The sequence below is a fragment of the Rhodococcus mengyinensis genome, assembly GCF_048381435.1.
Lineage (GTDB): Bacteria > Actinomycetota > Actinomycetes > Mycobacteriales > Mycobacteriaceae > Rhodococcus_F > Rhodococcus_F opacus_D.
This window is the reverse complement of sequence record NZ_JBLWIT010000066.1, coordinates 1-14,668: the sequence shown is the minus strand read 5'-3', so window position 1 is coordinate 14,668 and position 14,668 is coordinate 1. Positions and strand designations below refer to the sequence as shown.

The 14,668-nt window shown below is 66.5% G+C and carries 14 protein-coding genes and 2 pseudogenes; 12 read left to right on the top strand and 4 right to left on the bottom strand.

Features of this window, described 5'->3' with window-relative positions; genetic code table 11:
* Positions 1–52: 52 nt before the first annotated feature.
* Both ACNJ7E_RS13515 and ACNJ7E_RS13510 read left to right on the top strand, forming a co-directional pair.
* Positions 53–1,207: a site-specific integrase gene (locus ACNJ7E_RS13515; RefSeq protein ID WP_370185909.1), complete on the top strand. Its 1,155-nt coding sequence runs from the start codon at positions 53–55 to the stop codon at positions 1,205–1,207.
* A 2-nt stretch (positions 1,208–1,209) separates the two neighbouring features.
* Complete coding sequence (locus tag ACNJ7E_RS13510; RefSeq protein WP_370185682.1) at positions 1,210–2,229, top strand: hypothetical protein; 1,020 nt, start codon at positions 1,210–1,212, stop codon at positions 2,227–2,229.
* Positions 2,230–2,364: 135 nt separating this feature from the next.
* Here the strand turns inward: ACNJ7E_RS13510 and ACNJ7E_RS13505 are convergent, their stop codons facing one another.
* Positions 2,365–3,009 (bottom strand): TetR/AcrR family transcriptional regulator, encoded by a 645-nt coding sequence (locus ACNJ7E_RS13505; RefSeq protein WP_370185679.1) that lies wholly within the window; start codon positions 3,007–3,009, stop codon positions 2,365–2,367.
* Between the two features lie 145 nt (positions 3,010–3,154).
* Positions 3,155–4,786: an MFS transporter gene (locus tag ACNJ7E_RS13500; RefSeq protein WP_418340099.1), complete on the bottom strand. Its 1,632-nt coding sequence runs from the start codon at positions 4,784–4,786 to the stop codon at positions 3,155–3,157.
* A gap of 45 nt (positions 4,787–4,831) precedes the next feature.
* On the opposite strand from ACNJ7E_RS13500, the gene ACNJ7E_RS13495 reads away from it, so the two are divergent.
* The 7 genes and pseudogenes from ACNJ7E_RS13495 to ACNJ7E_RS13465 all read left to right on the top strand — a co-directional run bounded on the left by ACNJ7E_RS13495 (position 4,832) and on the right by ACNJ7E_RS13465 (position 9,776).
* Positions 4,832–5,266, top strand: a complete 435-nt coding sequence (locus tag ACNJ7E_RS13495; RefSeq protein ID WP_370185677.1) for an acyl-CoA thioesterase — start codon at positions 4,832–4,834, stop codon at positions 5,264–5,266.
* A gap of 409 nt (positions 5,267–5,675) precedes the next feature.
* The gene (locus ACNJ7E_RS13490) at positions 5,676–6,509 is read left to right on the top strand and encodes a phytanoyl-CoA dioxygenase family protein (protein ID WP_418340098.1); all 834 of its coding nucleotides are present in this window, start codon (positions 5,676–5,678) and stop codon (positions 6,507–6,509) included.
* Between the two features lie 28 nt (positions 6,510–6,537).
* Complete coding sequence (locus tag ACNJ7E_RS13485) at positions 6,538–6,939, top strand: RidA family protein (protein ID WP_370185672.1); 402 nt, start codon at positions 6,538–6,540, stop codon at positions 6,937–6,939.
* Positions 6,940–6,948: 9 nt separating this feature from the next.
* Positions 6,949–7,932 (top strand): hypothetical protein, encoded by a 984-nt coding sequence (locus ACNJ7E_RS13480; protein ID WP_418340097.1) that lies wholly within the window; start codon positions 6,949–6,951, stop codon positions 7,930–7,932.
* Positions 7,933–7,957: 25 nt separating this feature from the next.
* Positions 7,958–8,322, top strand: a pseudogene (locus tag ACNJ7E_RS43990) (acyl-CoA dehydrogenase family protein); the annotation flags it as partial.
* Positions 8,321–8,419 (top strand): annotated as a pseudogene (locus ACNJ7E_RS13470) (acyl-CoA dehydrogenase family protein); the annotation flags it as partial. The pseudogenes ACNJ7E_RS43990 and ACNJ7E_RS13470, both read left to right, overlap by 2 nt.
* 28 nt (positions 8,420–8,447) lie before the next feature.
* The gene (locus ACNJ7E_RS13465) at positions 8,448–9,776 is read left to right on the top strand and encodes an NAD(P)/FAD-dependent oxidoreductase (RefSeq protein WP_418340096.1); all 1,329 of its coding nucleotides are present in this window, start codon (positions 8,448–8,450) and stop codon (positions 9,774–9,776) included.
* 192 nt (positions 9,777–9,968) lie between these two features.
* Here ACNJ7E_RS13465 and ACNJ7E_RS13460 read toward each other — a convergent pair whose 3' ends face one another.
* A complete protein-coding gene (locus tag ACNJ7E_RS13460) occupies positions 9,969–10,937 on the bottom strand; it encodes an alpha/beta hydrolase (protein WP_418340095.1) in 969 nt (322 codons plus the stop codon).
* Between the two features lie 154 nt (positions 10,938–11,091).
* Here ACNJ7E_RS13460 and ACNJ7E_RS13455 point away from each other — a divergent pair, with 154 nt between their 5' ends.
* From ACNJ7E_RS13455 to ACNJ7E_RS13445, 3 genes are read left to right on the top strand one after another with little or no spacing between them, the layout of a single operon-like run.
* Complete coding sequence (locus tag ACNJ7E_RS13455) at positions 11,092–11,763, top strand: hypothetical protein (RefSeq protein WP_370185659.1); 672 nt, start codon at positions 11,092–11,094, stop codon at positions 11,761–11,763.
* Entirely contained in the window at positions 11,756–13,111 is a 1,356-nt protein-coding gene (locus tag ACNJ7E_RS13450) for a glutamine synthetase family protein (RefSeq protein ID WP_418340094.1), read from the top strand. Before ACNJ7E_RS13455 ends, ACNJ7E_RS13450 begins: the two co-directional genes overlap by 8 nt.
* A complete protein-coding gene (locus tag ACNJ7E_RS13445; RefSeq protein ID WP_370185654.1) occupies positions 13,108–13,881 on the top strand; it encodes a gamma-glutamyl-gamma-aminobutyrate hydrolase family protein in 774 nt (257 codons plus the stop codon). Before ACNJ7E_RS13450 ends, ACNJ7E_RS13445 begins: the two co-directional genes overlap by 4 nt.
* Before the next feature lie 62 nt (positions 13,882–13,943).
* Here the strand turns inward: ACNJ7E_RS13445 and ACNJ7E_RS13440 are convergent, their stop codons facing one another.
* Positions 13,944–14,633 (bottom strand): TetR/AcrR family transcriptional regulator, encoded by a 690-nt coding sequence (locus tag ACNJ7E_RS13440; RefSeq protein ID WP_418340112.1) that lies wholly within the window; start codon positions 14,631–14,633, stop codon positions 13,944–13,946.
* Positions 14,634–14,668 lie beyond the last annotated feature (35 nt).

The window sequence follows — 14,668 nt, the reverse complement described above, 5'->3', positions numbered from 1 at the left end:
CCGGCGCGTCACTGCTGGTGTCGGTGACCATGGGTAGATTCCCGGTGTGACGATCGAGGTAACCGCCAGCACCCCAGCAGGGTCGAGTCCCGATCATGGGTGGGGTGCGGTTCCGGAGCTGTCGGAGCAGACGGTGGCGCAGATCGCCGGGGCGCTCGAGGCATCGCAGTCGGCGGGCACCCGCCGTGTGTACGCCTCGGACTGGCGCCGCTTCCGCAGTTGGTGCCGCACCCACGGCCACCATCCGTTGCCGGCGCATCCGGCGACGGTGGCCGCGTATCTGGTCGCCGCCGCCGACACCCTCACCGAGGTGGGGGAGAAGGCGTACTCACCGTCGACGTTGAACCGGTGGGTCTCGGTGATCGGGCACTACCACCGCACCGCGAACCTGCGAAACCCGTGCACCGAGGCCCTGGTGGCCTCCACTCTGTCCGGGATTCGTCGCACCTATGCCACCAACGGCGACCGGCCCCGCAACCCACGGGCCCCGTTGCTGACCTCGGACATCGTCACCATCGTCCGATCCGCCCGGCAGACTGTTACCGGCTGGGCCGCTGAGGTGCACGAGCGTCGCGACAGTGCATTGTTGTTGATGGGGTTCGCCGGAGCGTTTCGGCGCAGCGACCTAGTCGCCCTGCACTGCGGGGACGTGACCGTGCACCGACTCGATGGGGTGCACGTGCGGTTGCGGCGGTCGAAGACCGACCAAGAAGGTGCCGGGACGGTGCGGGCGCTGCCGTCCACCACACACCATCACAGTTGCCCGCCGTGCGCGTATGTGCTGTGGGCGCAGGTCGTTGCCGCATACGATCTCGCCGGCCGCCCCGGGGTGATCCGGTTGCTGCGCACCGCCCCACCCTTCGAGAACCACATCTGCCGGACGGCGCTGCCCCGCATGCGCGCCCGGGCGCCGTTGTTCCGCGCGATCGCCAAGAACGGCAACCTCTCCGACACCGCGCTGTCGGGGGCGTCGGTGCACGCGGCGATCCGCCGCCGCGCCGCCGCGGCCGGCTACGACGACAACATCGTCGCCCAGCTCGGTGGGCACTCGCTGCGGGCCGGATTCGTCACCCAGGCCTTCCGCAACGGCGCCGACGCACACGCGATCATGCGCCAGACCGGACACACCACCCCTGGGATGGTGGAGCTCTACGCCCGCGAACACGCACCCCTAGTCGGCAACGCCGTCACCGACATCGGCCTCTGAGCATGTACGTCGACGCCGCCACCATCACGCAATCGGTGGGTAACAGCCCACGACTGGCGGTGCCGCGCCGTTACCGGCACGACTGGGCACTGTTCGCTGACTGGTGCCAGGCCTGCGACCACCGCGCCCTGCCCGCGCATCCGTCGGTGCTGGCGGAGTTCCTCGCCGATCACCCCGCCGCCGACGGAACCCAACGTCGGCGCATCACTGCGATCAACACCGTCCATACCCAGGCAGGACTGTCGGCTCCGGGCCGCGCCGAGACCATCCGTCAGTTCCTGAACACAGCACGGGCAGAGCGCATCGGGCGGCTCGCAGCGATCGCCGCGGAGCGAATCGCGCGGATTCCGGTAACCGGGTGGCCGTCCGGGTTGTTCGGTCGCCGCGACACCCTCATTCTCGCCCTGGCCGCCGCCGGCCTGGGCTTCGAGCAGATCGCCCGACTACGGCGCACCGACGTCACAGCCGAGCATGATTCGCTCGCTGTACAGCTGGGGGAAAACTGGATTCGTGTTACCGCCGAATCCGGCGTCGAACCTACTGCCGCGTATCAGAATTGGGTGGAGGTGCTCGGCTTTTTGGACCGATATCCGAGCACCCAGCTCCTCGCCGGCCGCCTCGACAAAGGTGCAGACCTATCAGCGTTCGCAGCCAGCGCACGCCGCGACGAACGGCCGCTGCTCACACCCATCGACAGGTGGGGCCACACCCCCTTCGATCCGACTCCGTTGACCGGGCACTCCGTCGCCGCCCTGGTTCGCGCGCACCTGGCCGGGGAGGCGCCGGTACACAAGCGGCCGCTGACCAGGCGATTCGCGACGCGGTCGCGCGAGAACGCGCGGGCCCCGGACTTGGTCGATGTCGAACTCGACCAGGGGTACTACGAACGCGGCATCGCCGCCCGCCGTGGTGCCCACACCCACCTGACCGACGTCGCCGACATCCTCGACGGCATCGAGGAGGAAGCCGACAAGCTTCTCGCCGACCTATTTGCGATCCTTGACCGCACCGAAGGTGACTGACGAAGAACAGCCTTCCGACGTCCGGGATTGGTTCGGGGACTGTGCGATAACTGAAATTATCTCCCGACGGGCGCCACCGGCAAGGTCCTCAAGCACGAACTGCGCCGAGGCTGAATTCGATCCGGCTCATCGCCGCTACGGCGGAGAGATGAGCCGGATCACCCCATCGAGTATCTGCTCGATCTTGTCTGCGCCGAAGTTGTGGGGCTCGAGGGGAGCGATGATCGCCAACCCGTCACCCATCGCCCCGATTTGATCGCCGAGAATCACCGCGGATATGTCATCGCGGATCGTGCCGCGCCGCTGGCCTTCCCGGACAACGTCGGCGAAGCGCGCACGGTAACTCGCGTATCGCCGAGCGATTGTCTCCCGCAATTTCGCGTCGAATTGCGTATTAGCCAGCAGTTGCGACATCACATGGGAGAATTCCGGTTCCCCGACCGACATTTCCAGCCATTGCTGCAGCAGTCCACGAATATCTGCCTCCGGTGCGGCGGCATCGAGCAGTGTGTCGTAACGGTCGAAGCGGCTTTCCGCGATCGCGTGGACGAGGTCGCTTTTGTTGGCGAAATAGTAGGTCACCGCCCCCGTCGTATATCCAGCGCGTTCGGCGACTTTTCGAAGCGACGCTCCCGCGAACCCCTGCTCGGCGATGACGCTGGTTGCCGCTCTGAGCAGCTCCGCCCTCTTCTCCTCGTGATCGCCTACCGGGCGCCCGGGACCTCGCATCGGTCGTGCCGTGTGTTCGGCACCACCCGGGTCGTTCGTCTGCGTCAGCATGGTCCCATCATCACATCGCCGCCGCCCCGGATCGACCCGCAGGCATCTGCACGGTGCCGAACAGCCGTTTAACGTGGTTTCGGTTCCTGGCGACACAGGCCGCTCGGGCGTTTCCAGACCGGGGCCTGCGTGTACGCGACTGTGGTCAGTCGGCAGGTCGCAACTCGCGCGCCGAGACTTCTTCCAACGACTTGTTGGCCGTCTTCGGGCCGAACCCGAACACCACGATCGCGGATACGATGTACACCGCGGCTGCGCTGATCATCAGGCCCGACCGGTCGAGACCCCATTCGTCTGCGCTGTAGATGGCGGCGCCGAGCACGCCTGAGAGAACGCCACCCAGTCGGCCGAGACTGAAAATGACGCCGGTGCCCAGACCTCGGGCCTCGGTGGGCATTGTTTCGGGAATGTAGGCGTAATAGACGGAGAACACGACACCGGTGAGAATGCCCGCGGCGCCGCCCGCGATGGCGACCACGACATTACTGGTAGCGAGGCCGAGCGCCAGGATCGGGAGAGCCGAAGCCGCCGACGACCAGAGAATGAGCGTTTTACGCTCCATCCGGTCGATCAGCACCACGGTGACGAGTGGAGTGAGCGCATACACGAGCGACCAGACGAACTGGATTGTGTAGGCGTCGGTCTCGGAGTATTGCAGCGAATCGATCAGCACATAGACCGACCAGTTCTGATACATGTAGAGCCCGAGCGTGGCGCCGAACCAGCCGAAGCCGACGACGGCGACCAGCCGGAGCATTTTCTTGTTTCGCACCAGTTCGCGCAGGGTGTATTGGGTGCCGGTTTCGATGCGTACGATGGGCGCCGGCAGCGGTTTACCCGCGTGCCGGGCCCTGCCTTCGAGGTCGGCGACCTGCTTGTCGGCGGCGTCGAGGTCTCCTTGGCCGACCTGCCAGCGCACCGATTCTGGGAGCAACAGGCGGACGGCGGGGGCGATGAGCAAGCCGATTGTGCCGAATAGAAACAGGTAGCGCCAGGTTCCCGGCGCGCTGTTGGGCAGCATGTACAGCGACAGTGCGCCGAGAATGGGGGCTGTGAGGGTGAAGGCGATCGTGGCGATGGCGACGAAGCGTCCCCGCGATTTCGACGGGAACATCTCGGCGATGTACACGAGCAAGACCGAGGTCGCCGCCTGCACACCTATGCCGGTGATGATCCGGGAGACCAGGAGCCAGGAGTATTCGGGCATTGCCGCCGACATCAGTGAGGCGAGGGAGTAGACCACAGTCGCCCACACCAGCACCGTGCGGCGTCCGAACCGGTCGGCCAGTCGCCCGCCGATGAGCGCGCCGACGAGCATGCCGACGAAGAAGGCGCTGCCGATGGTGCCGATCTGGCCGGTGGTGAGATTCGCGTCGGATTGCAGTGCCGGTGCGATGTAGATGAAAAGCCCGTTGTCGTAGTACTCGATCATCAAATTGATCGCGATGAGGGCAATCCACAGGATGTGTGGTTTCAGTACCGGGAGCCGGTCCAACCGGGCGACGATTTCGGGCCCGTGCAGGGGTGGGCTGACACGGTCGGAAGTGGTGGGCTGCTGTGTCAAGGTGTGCTCACTGATGTCGATCACACCGTCGCGGTGTGATGGGGATGGAGGCGTCGACACGTGGGGGACGCCTGCGAGCGGAACGGTCTCCCTCGCCGGGGCTCCGGCCCTTGTTCTTCGGGGTGACGCACGCCACATTATCGACTCGTCATGATTAACGCAACAGTGGTTATGTAAACTCCGAGTTGCCGGCCGCGGAGGCCGGCTCGTCACGAGCTGGTCAGCGGGCGGACCCTGAGAAGTGAGCAGGTGAGGTGAATGGGCACATCGCAGGTCATCGGAATTCCGTTGCGTTGGAACGACGTCGATGCCTATCGGCACGTCTCGCACATGGCCCTGGTGGCAATCCTCGACGATGGCCGCGGCCGCTGGCTCGACAGCGTCGTCAGCTCCCTGGTTCCGGGCTGGGGGTATGTCGTCGCCCGGCTCGAGCTGGACTTCCGGGCCCCCGCCTCACTTGGCGAACGGGTGCTTTTCGGCTCGTTCGCGGTGGAGCACGTCGGCTCGTCGAGCATCCGGCTGCAGGAGCAACTGACGACCGATTCGGGCACGGTGGTGGTCGAAGCTGTTAGCGTGATCGTCGCCTGGGATCAGGACCAGGCGGTCGGCCGCCCACTGACCGGTGCGGAGAAGGCAGCGCTCACTCGCGAAATAGCGCCAGCTCACGGTGTGTCGAAATTTCTGACAACATAGTTGTGCAAACTCTCCTGGCTTGCTGCAGTGATCTGCGCACCAGGGATTCCGATTCGGTCGCCACGATGTGGGGCCGAGCTCACCGAAATCTCGGCTGACGGCACGGCGGTGGCCGTGCGACTCACTCACCGAGGAATCGGCGACCTCAGCTTCTTGCTCAGCTCGGTGCTGTAACACCGCAAATGTGTGGCTGTCTGGTTCGGGCCAGGTCGAAATCGCTGGCGCCGGAGCCGATGTCAGCTGTGGGCCGTCGCTTCGGTCCCGGGCAATCACCCGTTCAGCTCGGCAGCGTAGATCGCGGGCCGGGATGATCTTCACCCCGCAAGCCATTTACAAAACGACTGTTGTGCAAATATTGCCTAGCCGTTAGCGTGGTCTGCGTCACCCACTAGGGAATTAGGAGACCCCCATGATCGACGAATCCGTCAAGAAGGCCTTCTGGGAAGACGGCGCCACCGTTGTCCGCAACTTCCTCAACCTGGAACAGCTCGCGGAGCTGTACGAGGTCTTCAAGTGGAATGTGGCCAACCCGGGCCCGTTCGTCTTCCGTCGTCTCGACGGCACGAGCCTGCAAACCCACATCGACAACGCCAACCCGGCCGCCAAGGAACGGCTCGACGAACTGATGACCAGGCTTCCGTTCGGCGAATTCTTCGCCGAGCTGTGGGACTCCGAGCACGTCTGGTACTACGCCGAAGAGGTGTTCGTGAAGGAGAACGGCGCGAGCGGTCGCGGCCCATTTCACCAGGACACCTCGAACCTGCCGTGGGCGGGCCCGGACTGGGGCAACGCCTGGATCTCGTTCCAGCATGTCCCCAAGAAGAATTCGCTGGAAATCGTACGTGGCAGCTGGAAGGGCATCGAGTACGACGGTGCCAGCTTCGCCAACGCCGACGATCCCACCGAACCGCTGTACGGCGACGGATCGCTGCCGCGGCTGCCGTGGATCGACAAGGACCTGGAAAAGGACCCGAACTCCTGGGACCTCGTCTCGTTCGAAGTCAACCCCGGCGACGTGGTGTTCCTGCACCCCCGCTCGCTGCACGGCGGCGCCGCCGTCGACGCCGATTGCCCTGATCGCCACACCCTGGTGCTGCGATTCTTCGGTGACGACGCGACGTTCCGCGAACTGCCGAAGTCGAACCCGCGCTACGCGCGCAACGGCGTGCTGTTCACCGACGAGATGGCGAAGCTGAACGCCGGCGACGCGTTCCGCTCACAGGTCTTCCAGCAGCTCGTCTAATCCATCCCAGAACAGGAGACCCTTCCCGATGTCGAAGCGTCAGAACTTCAATCCCGGACCGCGTGCCGAGCGTTACCACAATGACCTGCACTTCTCGACGGCCACCCGCGTCGGTGACCTGATCTGGGTGTCCGGTCAGGTCGGGATCGACCCGGCCACTTCGGCGCCCGCCGACGGCATCGAGGCCCAGGCACGGTTCGCGTTCGACGGCGTCAAGCAGGCCCTCGAATCGGCCGGGTCCTCGATGGACAACATTCTCGAACTGCTCACCTATCACACCGATATGGCCCGTGACGGTGAAATCTTCGGCCGGGTCAAGGACGAATACATCAAGGAACCGTACCCGTGCTGGACCGGCATCGGAGTCACACACCTCGCCCGCCCGGAGCTGCTGTGTGAAGTCCGCGTCGTCGCCTACGCCAACGACTGAGGGGCGGCTATGAATTCGACGCAGTCACGCCGGGTCGGACTCTACGGAACCGGACGCGCCGCCGCCCAGCTCGTCGGCGCCATCGAGGCCAGCCCGCACACGCTGACCACCGCCATCGTCTTTTTCGACGAGCAGGCCGCCCAGGACATCGGCACACTCACCGGGGGTCGGGCCACCGGGATCACGGCGACCACCGACCTCGAGGGCGCGATCCGCTCCGGAGACTTCGACGTCCTGGCCTACGCCGGCCTGAAAGGCGAAGTCCTGCAACGGGTGATGGAACTGTGCGCCGATGCCGGTGTCGACCTCGTACACGCCTGCTTCGTCCATCCCCGGGTCAAGCTCGATCCCGAGATGTACTCGCGGTTGCAGAAGCGCGCCGAGGAAACCGGTGCGCGCATCGTCGGCACCGGCATGCTGCCCGGATTCTGGCTCGACGTGCTGCCTGCACTGCTGAGCAGCGCGCTGCCCGCGCCGGTCTCGATCATCGGCGAATCCCGCTCCGACATCACCGCGTGGGGCCGAGGCGTCCTCGCCGACGAGATGGGCCTCGGCACACTCGCAGACGGTCAACCCGGTCCCGTGGGCGGGGTACTGCACGAATCCGCGGAGATGATCGCCGATATCCTCGGCCTCACCGGGTACGAGTCGACGGTGTACGGCGGATACGTCACGGCCCACGCCGCCACCGAGGTGGCGGGCATCCAGATCAGCCCGGGCGACCGGGTGGGTTTCGACGAGGCCGCGACGGTGGTCCACGACGGTCGCGAACGCGTCCGCATCGCCTGGAAGGGACTGCCCAAGGGGTCTTTCGAGGGCTACGAGCGCTCGTTGACGGTCACCGCGATCGGCGGCGACGGCTCCGAGTGCACCCTGAGCATCACCCCGGCACTCGATCCCTACCCGGGTACCGCCGCACGCATCGTGCACGCCGTCGGCGCGCTCGGGGCGCTGCCGGGCGGCCAGCACACCCCCGTGCAACTCGGTATCTGAACCAACCAAGTAAGGAGCGGGCGCTGTGCGCCGCGCGAACGACGACGACCACGAAGCCTTCGAAAGACCGCCCGCGTCAACATCGACACCGAGATCGTGCCGGTCTTCGACGAGTGGCTCGCCGCAGGCATCGTGCCGAGGGACTTCTATCGCACAGTAGGGGAGGAGATGGCAAGGGCCGGAGTCACGTTCGGTGGATCGCCGGTGCACATCCCGCTGTGCCCGTCCTACATCACCGAGCACGCCACCGACGAGCAGAAGCGACGGTGGCTGCCAGGCATGGCGTCAGGGAGATCAAGTTCGCGATCACGATGACCGAGCCCGGTAGTGGCACGGACCTGGCGGGGCATGCGCACCACAGCGAAGCTGTTGGCCGACGGAACACGCCACGATTGCCCACCTCTACGCCGACAGCCGCGTCAACCGCATCTACGGCGGCACCAGCGAAGTCATGCGCTCGATCATCGCCACAGACATCGGCCTCTAGGTTCCATCCGAAACACAAGGAGTGCATCATGAACGGGAGTTCGCTACCGGCCGAAGACGCCGACACCAGATACATCACCTTCACCGGCTGGGTCGACCGGCCCACCGACCTCACCGCACCACTAGACGCCACGATCAGCTGTGACGTCACCGTAGTCGGTGGCGGTCTCGGCGGCATGGCGACCGCGCTGCGACTGGCCGAGCACGGCATCGATGTCGTCCTGCTCGAATCGGATTTTTGCGGCTACGGGGCGAGTTCGCGCAACGCCGGACAGATCTCGGCCAAACCGACCGGTGAGCCCCAGATCCTGGCGAAGGCGAATCCGCAGCTGCTGCGTGACCTGGTCCGGTTCGCCGGGTCGTCGGTGCAGTTCGCGGAGGACCTGATCAAACAGCTCGGTATCGAGTGCGACTACGAAGCGGTCGGCAATGTCGGGGCGGCAGTCACCAAAGGACAGATGCGTAAGGCGCTGCGCGACGCGCAAGCGCTGTCCGACGCCGGTGCGACACTGCAATTCGGAGACCAGCACGAACTCGGCCTGCCCGACACCTTCCTCGGCGGCCTGCTGACCCCCGCCGGCGGCACGATGAACCCCGGCATGTTCACCCTCGGCCTCCGGGCGGCCCTGCTGGAATCGGGGGTGCGGGTATTCGAGCGATCGCCCGCACAGTCGGTGGACGACATCGGTTCCGGCGCGACAGTGACTACCCCGCTCGGCCGGGTGCGCGCGAAGAGGGTGGTGCTGGCCAACAATGCATGGGCGCCCGAACTCGCGATCACGCCGCAGCGGCTGTCGCGGCCGGTGTGGGTCAACATGATCGAGACCGCACCGGTCGAGCGCGAGCGTATCGAGGCGACCGGCTGGACGAGCCGTTCGGGCTTGGCGACCAAGCACAACGTGATGGAGAGCTATCACGTCACCCCGACCAACACGATCGCCGTCGGGGTGCGTCGGCTGCAGATCGGGAAGAACCCGATTGCCGACCGCATCTCCGATCCCGTAGTGGTGGCCGACCTCACCGATGCCTTCCGTGCGCGATTCCCGTCGCTGCGTGATGTGCCCGTGACCAAGACCTGGGGTGGCTGGATCGCCATGACGTCCTCGCGGGCGCCCGTGGCCGGTAAGGCGTCGAAGAACGTCTACTACGCCATCGGTTGCAACGGTCACGGGCTCGGCCAGGCACCCTACCTCGGTAGCCTCCTCGCCGATTGCCTCACCACCGACGAAATCCACCCGGACATAATGCCGTGGTGGCAGTCGGAGAACCACTTCCCCCGTTCGCTGTACCTGCACAACCCGGTGCTGCGGGCGGCGTGGCTGGCCGACCGGATCGGTGACCGCCGCGCGGGCCGTTAGTGGATGGCCGTCGCGGGGCGGGCCCCCGTGCTCGCGACAAACCGAATCGGCTGGCCCAGAGGTCGCGACTGGGTCCATGCGTGGTGTTCGGCGCGCTGCGAGACTTGGATATAAGCCGTCGGCGGCGCTTGGCGTTGTGGTGCGGGCTGTCGGTCGGGTGACCGCGGCCCCAGTCGTCGACGACTAACTGTACTAACCCCCGTCTCGGACCTCGCGCAGGTGCAGACACACCTCGTCGATCGCTTGCTTAGCCTGCGCGAACGCGCCGATCTCGGTGACGAAGCCGTGGAAGACGCCGGCATACCTGGTCAGCGAGACGGGGACGCCGTCGCGCCGCAGCCGTGCCGCGTAGGCCTCGGCGTCGTCCCGGATCGGGTCGACCTCTGCGGTCAGGATCAGGGCAGGCGGCAGACCGCGCAGCGACTCGGCGCGCATCGGTGCGGCGAGATGGTCGCCGCCCGAGTGGTGCTCGCCGACGTATTGCTCCCAGAACCAGCGGGCGTCCGCGGCACTCAGGATCGGTGCGTCGGCGAATTCCGACCACGACGGCGCGGTGAATGTCTCGTCGACGGCGGGGTAGGCGAGTACTTGCGTCACAGGGAGGGTGCTGTGCTCGTCGCGTCGGTGCAGGCAGAGGGCGGCGGCGAGATTGCCGCCGGCGGAGTCGCCCCCGATCGCGATGCGTTCCGGATCGATACCGAACTCCGGTGCTGTTCGGGTCAGCCACGCGTAGGCGTCGAGGCAGTCTTCCAGCGCTGCTGGGTAGGGGTTTTCGGGAGCCAAGCGGTAGTCCAGTGACACGACCGTCCATCCGGATCCGGCGGCGATCGCGCGGCACAGCTCGTCGGCGCCGTCCAGGGTCCCCAGGACGAAACCTCCGCCATGCAGGTAGACGAGAGCAGGACTGTTGCCGTCAGGGCCTGCACCGTCCGCGCGGTACAGGCGAGCCCGGATCGAACCCGCACGGGTCGGCACGGTCAGTTGTTCGACATGGTCCAGCGACGTGATCGGCTCCGCGGCCGATGCAGTGTTCACGAGCGCTCGGGCCTGCTCCGGTCCCAGCTCACGAATGGGTTTCTGCAGCACGCGGGTGATCATCCGGGCCACGGCCTGAGCCTGGTCGTCGAGCAGATTCCACCAGGTGGGAGCGTCGTCGTTCAATGGGAAACCTCGCAGGTCGTTGACAAGTAGTGATCTGTGCCTCACCATCATAGTCACGTGATCCAGTCGTTTGACAGAGTCACGTTTCCATTTGGGATCCACTGCTGACGGGCGTACCGCGCACACGATCTCGTCGAATCGAAAGGACAGAAGGATGACCGAAACGACGATCGGCCACGCGACACGCGGGGCTGACGCGGTCGGTGGGGTCGACATTCGGATCGAGGACGATGCGAGTCCGATCGTCCGGCTGATCGGTCGGACCATCGCCGATTCCGTCCGCGCGAACGGTGCGGACTCCGTCGTGGCGGCGGTGGCAGGCACTGTGGCCGTCCGCTCCCACGACACCCCGCAGGCTGCGACGATCAGCATCTCCGACGGTGTCGTTGCGGTATCGAGCGGTGTGTTCGTCGAGCCCGACCTCACGTTGACCGTCGACCTGAACGGCCGGTTCGCCCTGGTCGGTGAGCCTGTTGTCGCCGGCGACGACGATCTCGCTGCCGCGGCGCTGGCACTGCTGGCGCCGCCGCTGCCGGATTGGAAGGTCGCCGCGGATTCGTTCTGGGCCGCGGCCCGGTCGGTGCCGGGGATCCCCGACATGCTCGTGGCGATCACGGAGGGCCCCGAGGGGCTGGATCAGCACGTCGTCGGCGAGGGCGAGACCCACTACGTCATCGCCGGCCCCCCGGAGCTGCTGGCCGGCATCTTCTCGGGCGCCGACGACCTGATCGCCGCCCTGTCCACCGGTCTGATCGGCGTGCGCGGCACGTTCTCTCAGCTGTCGGTGCTGGTCGCCGCATCCTGGAAGGTTCGTTACGATGTCTGAAACCACCTACACCGCAACAGAGCTCGAGACGCCGGTGCACACGATCCGGCTCGAGTCCACCAACCACGACGGCAGCTTCCTCGGCAAGAATCTGGCACCCAAGAAGTTCGCCACGAGCGCGGGCTCGGGCTTCGCGATGGCCGACCTCCTGTTCGGGCTCGACCTGGGCAACGCCCCGACCTTCGGCTTCGCCTTCCCCGAGTGGCGTGGGCACGTGTCCGACGTGCAGTTCCGGCCTGACATGTCGACGCTGGTGCAGTGGGAGCCCGGTCTGCAGTCCGTGATCGGTGATTACTGGCAGGCCGACGGCAGCCCCATCGGGACCTGTCCGCGCAACCTCGCCCGAAAGCTGGTCGACCGACTCGCCACGCGCGGTTTCACGGCAACCGTTGCGGTCGAGATCGAGGCAACTCTGTTCCAGGAGTCCATCCACGAGGCCCGGGAAAAGGGATATCGCGACCTGACCCCTCTCGGCGGTTCAGCCGGAACCGCGTACCACCTCGCGAAGTCGAAGGACTGGATCGACTACATGTCGGCGGTCGCCCGTCGCCTCGACGAGATCGGCATCGAGTGGGAAGCGTGGAGCGACGAGGACGCGGCGGGTCAGGTCGAACTCAACCTGGTTCCCGGTGACCCGATCTCGGTCTGCGACAACTGGGCTCGTGCCCGGCAAGTGATGCGCGAGGTGGCCTTCGAGCGCGGTCACACCGTCACCTTCATGGCCAAGCCGACCGCGGGCTATGGCCAGGCCTCGCACGTCAACCTGTCTCTGCAGCGCGACGGGGTCAACGCGTTCTACGCCGAGGACGGGCCGTCGCCCACGATGCGGCACGCGGTCGGCGGACTCCTCGCGACCATGCGCGGGGCGGCATCGGTCATGCTCCCGCAGATCACCTCGTACCGCCGCCTGGTCGACTTGAGCGGCCCTCCGACGACGATCACCTGGGGCATCGCCAACAAGAGCACCGCGGTGCGCGCAGTGTGCGGTCACCCGGCGTACTCCCGCCTCGAATACCGAGTTCCCGGCGCCGACGCGAACCTGTACCTCGCGGTCGCGGCGATTCTCGCCGGGGTGATCGCCGGCCTCGACGGCGAGATCGAGCCACCCGAGCCGGTCAGCGACCTGGCGTGGTGTGTGCCCGACCTCGAGCGGCTGCCGAACACCATCACCAAGGCGGCCGCCGCGCTGGAGACCGACCTGATCCTGCGCGAGCAGCTCGGCGACGAGTTCGTCGATTACTGGGTCGGTACCCGGCGCTGGGAGTGGATGCAGTTCCACACCGCAGGCGGTGATCCGTTCGCCGAGCTTTCCGAATGGGAGTCGGCGCGATACTTCGAGTTCCCGTGAGCGCGGGGAACGCGACGCCGGGCACGATCCGGCCGATGATCGGCATCACCGGCCGACGGGTCCGGCTGGGGCTGGTCGACGGGCTGGACAAGCGCTACGGTCACCTGCTCACTGACACCTTCATGTCCGACTTCTCGGACCGGATCGCCAGGGCCGGAGGGGTTCCGGTGAACCTGCCCTACGATGCCGACCCGGAGGCACTCTGCCATTGGCTGGCGGGCGTGGTCATTACCGGAGGTCAGGATGTTCATCCCGCCTACTGGGGCGGCGATCTGTCGGTGGTCCGTGACGTGGATCCACGGGATAATCCGATGGTCCACGACCCCGAGCGGGACGAGTACGAGATCGCGCTCGTGCGTGCCGCACTCGCCAGACATATCCCGGTGCTCGGGGTGTGCCGGGGCCTGCAGGTCCTGAACGTCGCTCTGGGTGGCACGCTGATCGCGGACCTGCCGCCCGGATCCGTCGGGCATCTGTCGAGTTCGTCCCCGCTCACCGACGGTGCCGACGACCACAAGGTGACGTTCGAGCCCGGCTCGATCGCGGAAGGTCTGTTCGGTGCCGGCGCGGTGACCAACTCGTGGCACCACCAGGCGGTCGACCGCTGCGGGACCGGTCTGGTGGTCACGGGGCGCACGGCCGACGGCGTCGTGGAAGCGGTCGAGCTGCCGGGTGCCGCGGTGCTCGGTGTCCAGTGGCATCCCGAGTGGATGGAACGTGACGATCCGGCGTTGAGCTGGATCGTCGCCGAGGGCAACCGGCGGATCTGACTCAGGGAAGACTGTCGGCCGCCNGGGTGGCGGCCGACAATTACTTTCAGGTCAGCGCGGTTTCAGTCGACGCTCACCCAGGACACGAGTGAGCGCATGGCTTCCTCGGGCGAGGCCGCCTTCGGGGCCGGGGCCGGGGCCGCAGGCGCGGGGGCATCGCCGAGGTGGGCGGCCATCCAGGTGTCGAGCACGCCGAGGATGAGGTCGATCTGTCGTTCCGCCGCTGTGGGGTCGGTGAACACCAGCCAGTTGAGCGCGAATCCGTCCGACAATGTGGACACGATGTACGTCAGTGCGTCGATGGTGCCCGGGTCGACCGGCTGGCCCGCAGCGGTTGCGGCGGCCTCCAGGATCGCTCGCAGGGTCGCGGATGCCTCGTTGTACACCATCTCGGCCTGCTGGCCTTCCTGGCGCTGGCCCCAGCTGATCAGCTCGACGATCGCCGCGCCGAAGTCCGGATTCGCCAGGTACCACTCCATCACGCCGCGTAACAGGGCGCGCGCGGTGATCGCCACGTCGCCATGGACATCGTTGCGCGTCAGCACTTCTCGATATTGTCCGGCGACGTGCTCGAAGACCGCCGCGAACAGCACCTCCTTCGTGGCGAAGCAGTAGTGCAGGGTGGCCAGCGGGGCGTTCGCCTCCTGTGCGATGCGGCGGGTGGTGGCGCCGTCGACCCCATCGGCGGCGATCACGCGCACGGCCGCCGCCACCAGTTCGGCGCGGCGTTCGGCGGCGGGAATGCGAGCCATGCCCTCTCCTGTCAACAGATCTGAACGGATGATCA

Bases quoted from the DNA above. Each gene is read 5' to 3' on its own strand.
- ACNJ7E_RS13510 (WP_370185682.1), top strand. From the start codon at position 1,210: ATGTACGTCGACGCCGCCACCATCACGCAATCGGTGGGTAACAGCCCA.
- ACNJ7E_RS13465 (WP_418340096.1), top strand. From the start codon at position 8,448: ATGAACGGGAGTTCGCTACCGGCCGAAGACGCCGACACCAGATACATC.
- ACNJ7E_RS13505 (WP_370185679.1), bottom strand. From the start codon at position 3,009: ATGCTGACGCAGACGAACGACCCGGGTGGTGCCGAACACACGGCACGA.
- ACNJ7E_RS13455 (WP_370185659.1), top strand. From the start codon at position 11,092: ATGACCGAAACGACGATCGGCCACGCGACACGCGGGGCTGACGCGGTC.
- ACNJ7E_RS13480 (WP_418340097.1), top strand. From the start codon at position 6,949: ATGAATTCGACGCAGTCACGCCGGGTCGGACTCTACGGAACCGGACGC.
- ACNJ7E_RS13495 (WP_370185677.1), top strand. From the start codon at position 4,832: ATGGGCACATCGCAGGTCATCGGAATTCCGTTGCGTTGGAACGACGTC.
- ACNJ7E_RS13490 (WP_418340098.1), top strand. From the start codon at position 5,676: ATGATCGACGAATCCGTCAAGAAGGCCTTCTGGGAAGACGGCGCCACC.
- ACNJ7E_RS13450 (WP_418340094.1), top strand. From the start codon at position 11,756: ATGTCTGAAACCACCTACACCGCAACAGAGCTCGAGACGCCGGTGCAC.
- ACNJ7E_RS13440 (WP_418340112.1), bottom strand. From the start codon at position 14,633: ATGGCTCGCATTCCCGCCGCCGAACGCCGCGCCGAACTGGTGGCGGCG.
- ACNJ7E_RS13485 (WP_370185672.1), top strand. From the start codon at position 6,538: ATGTCGAAGCGTCAGAACTTCAATCCCGGACCGCGTGCCGAGCGTTAC.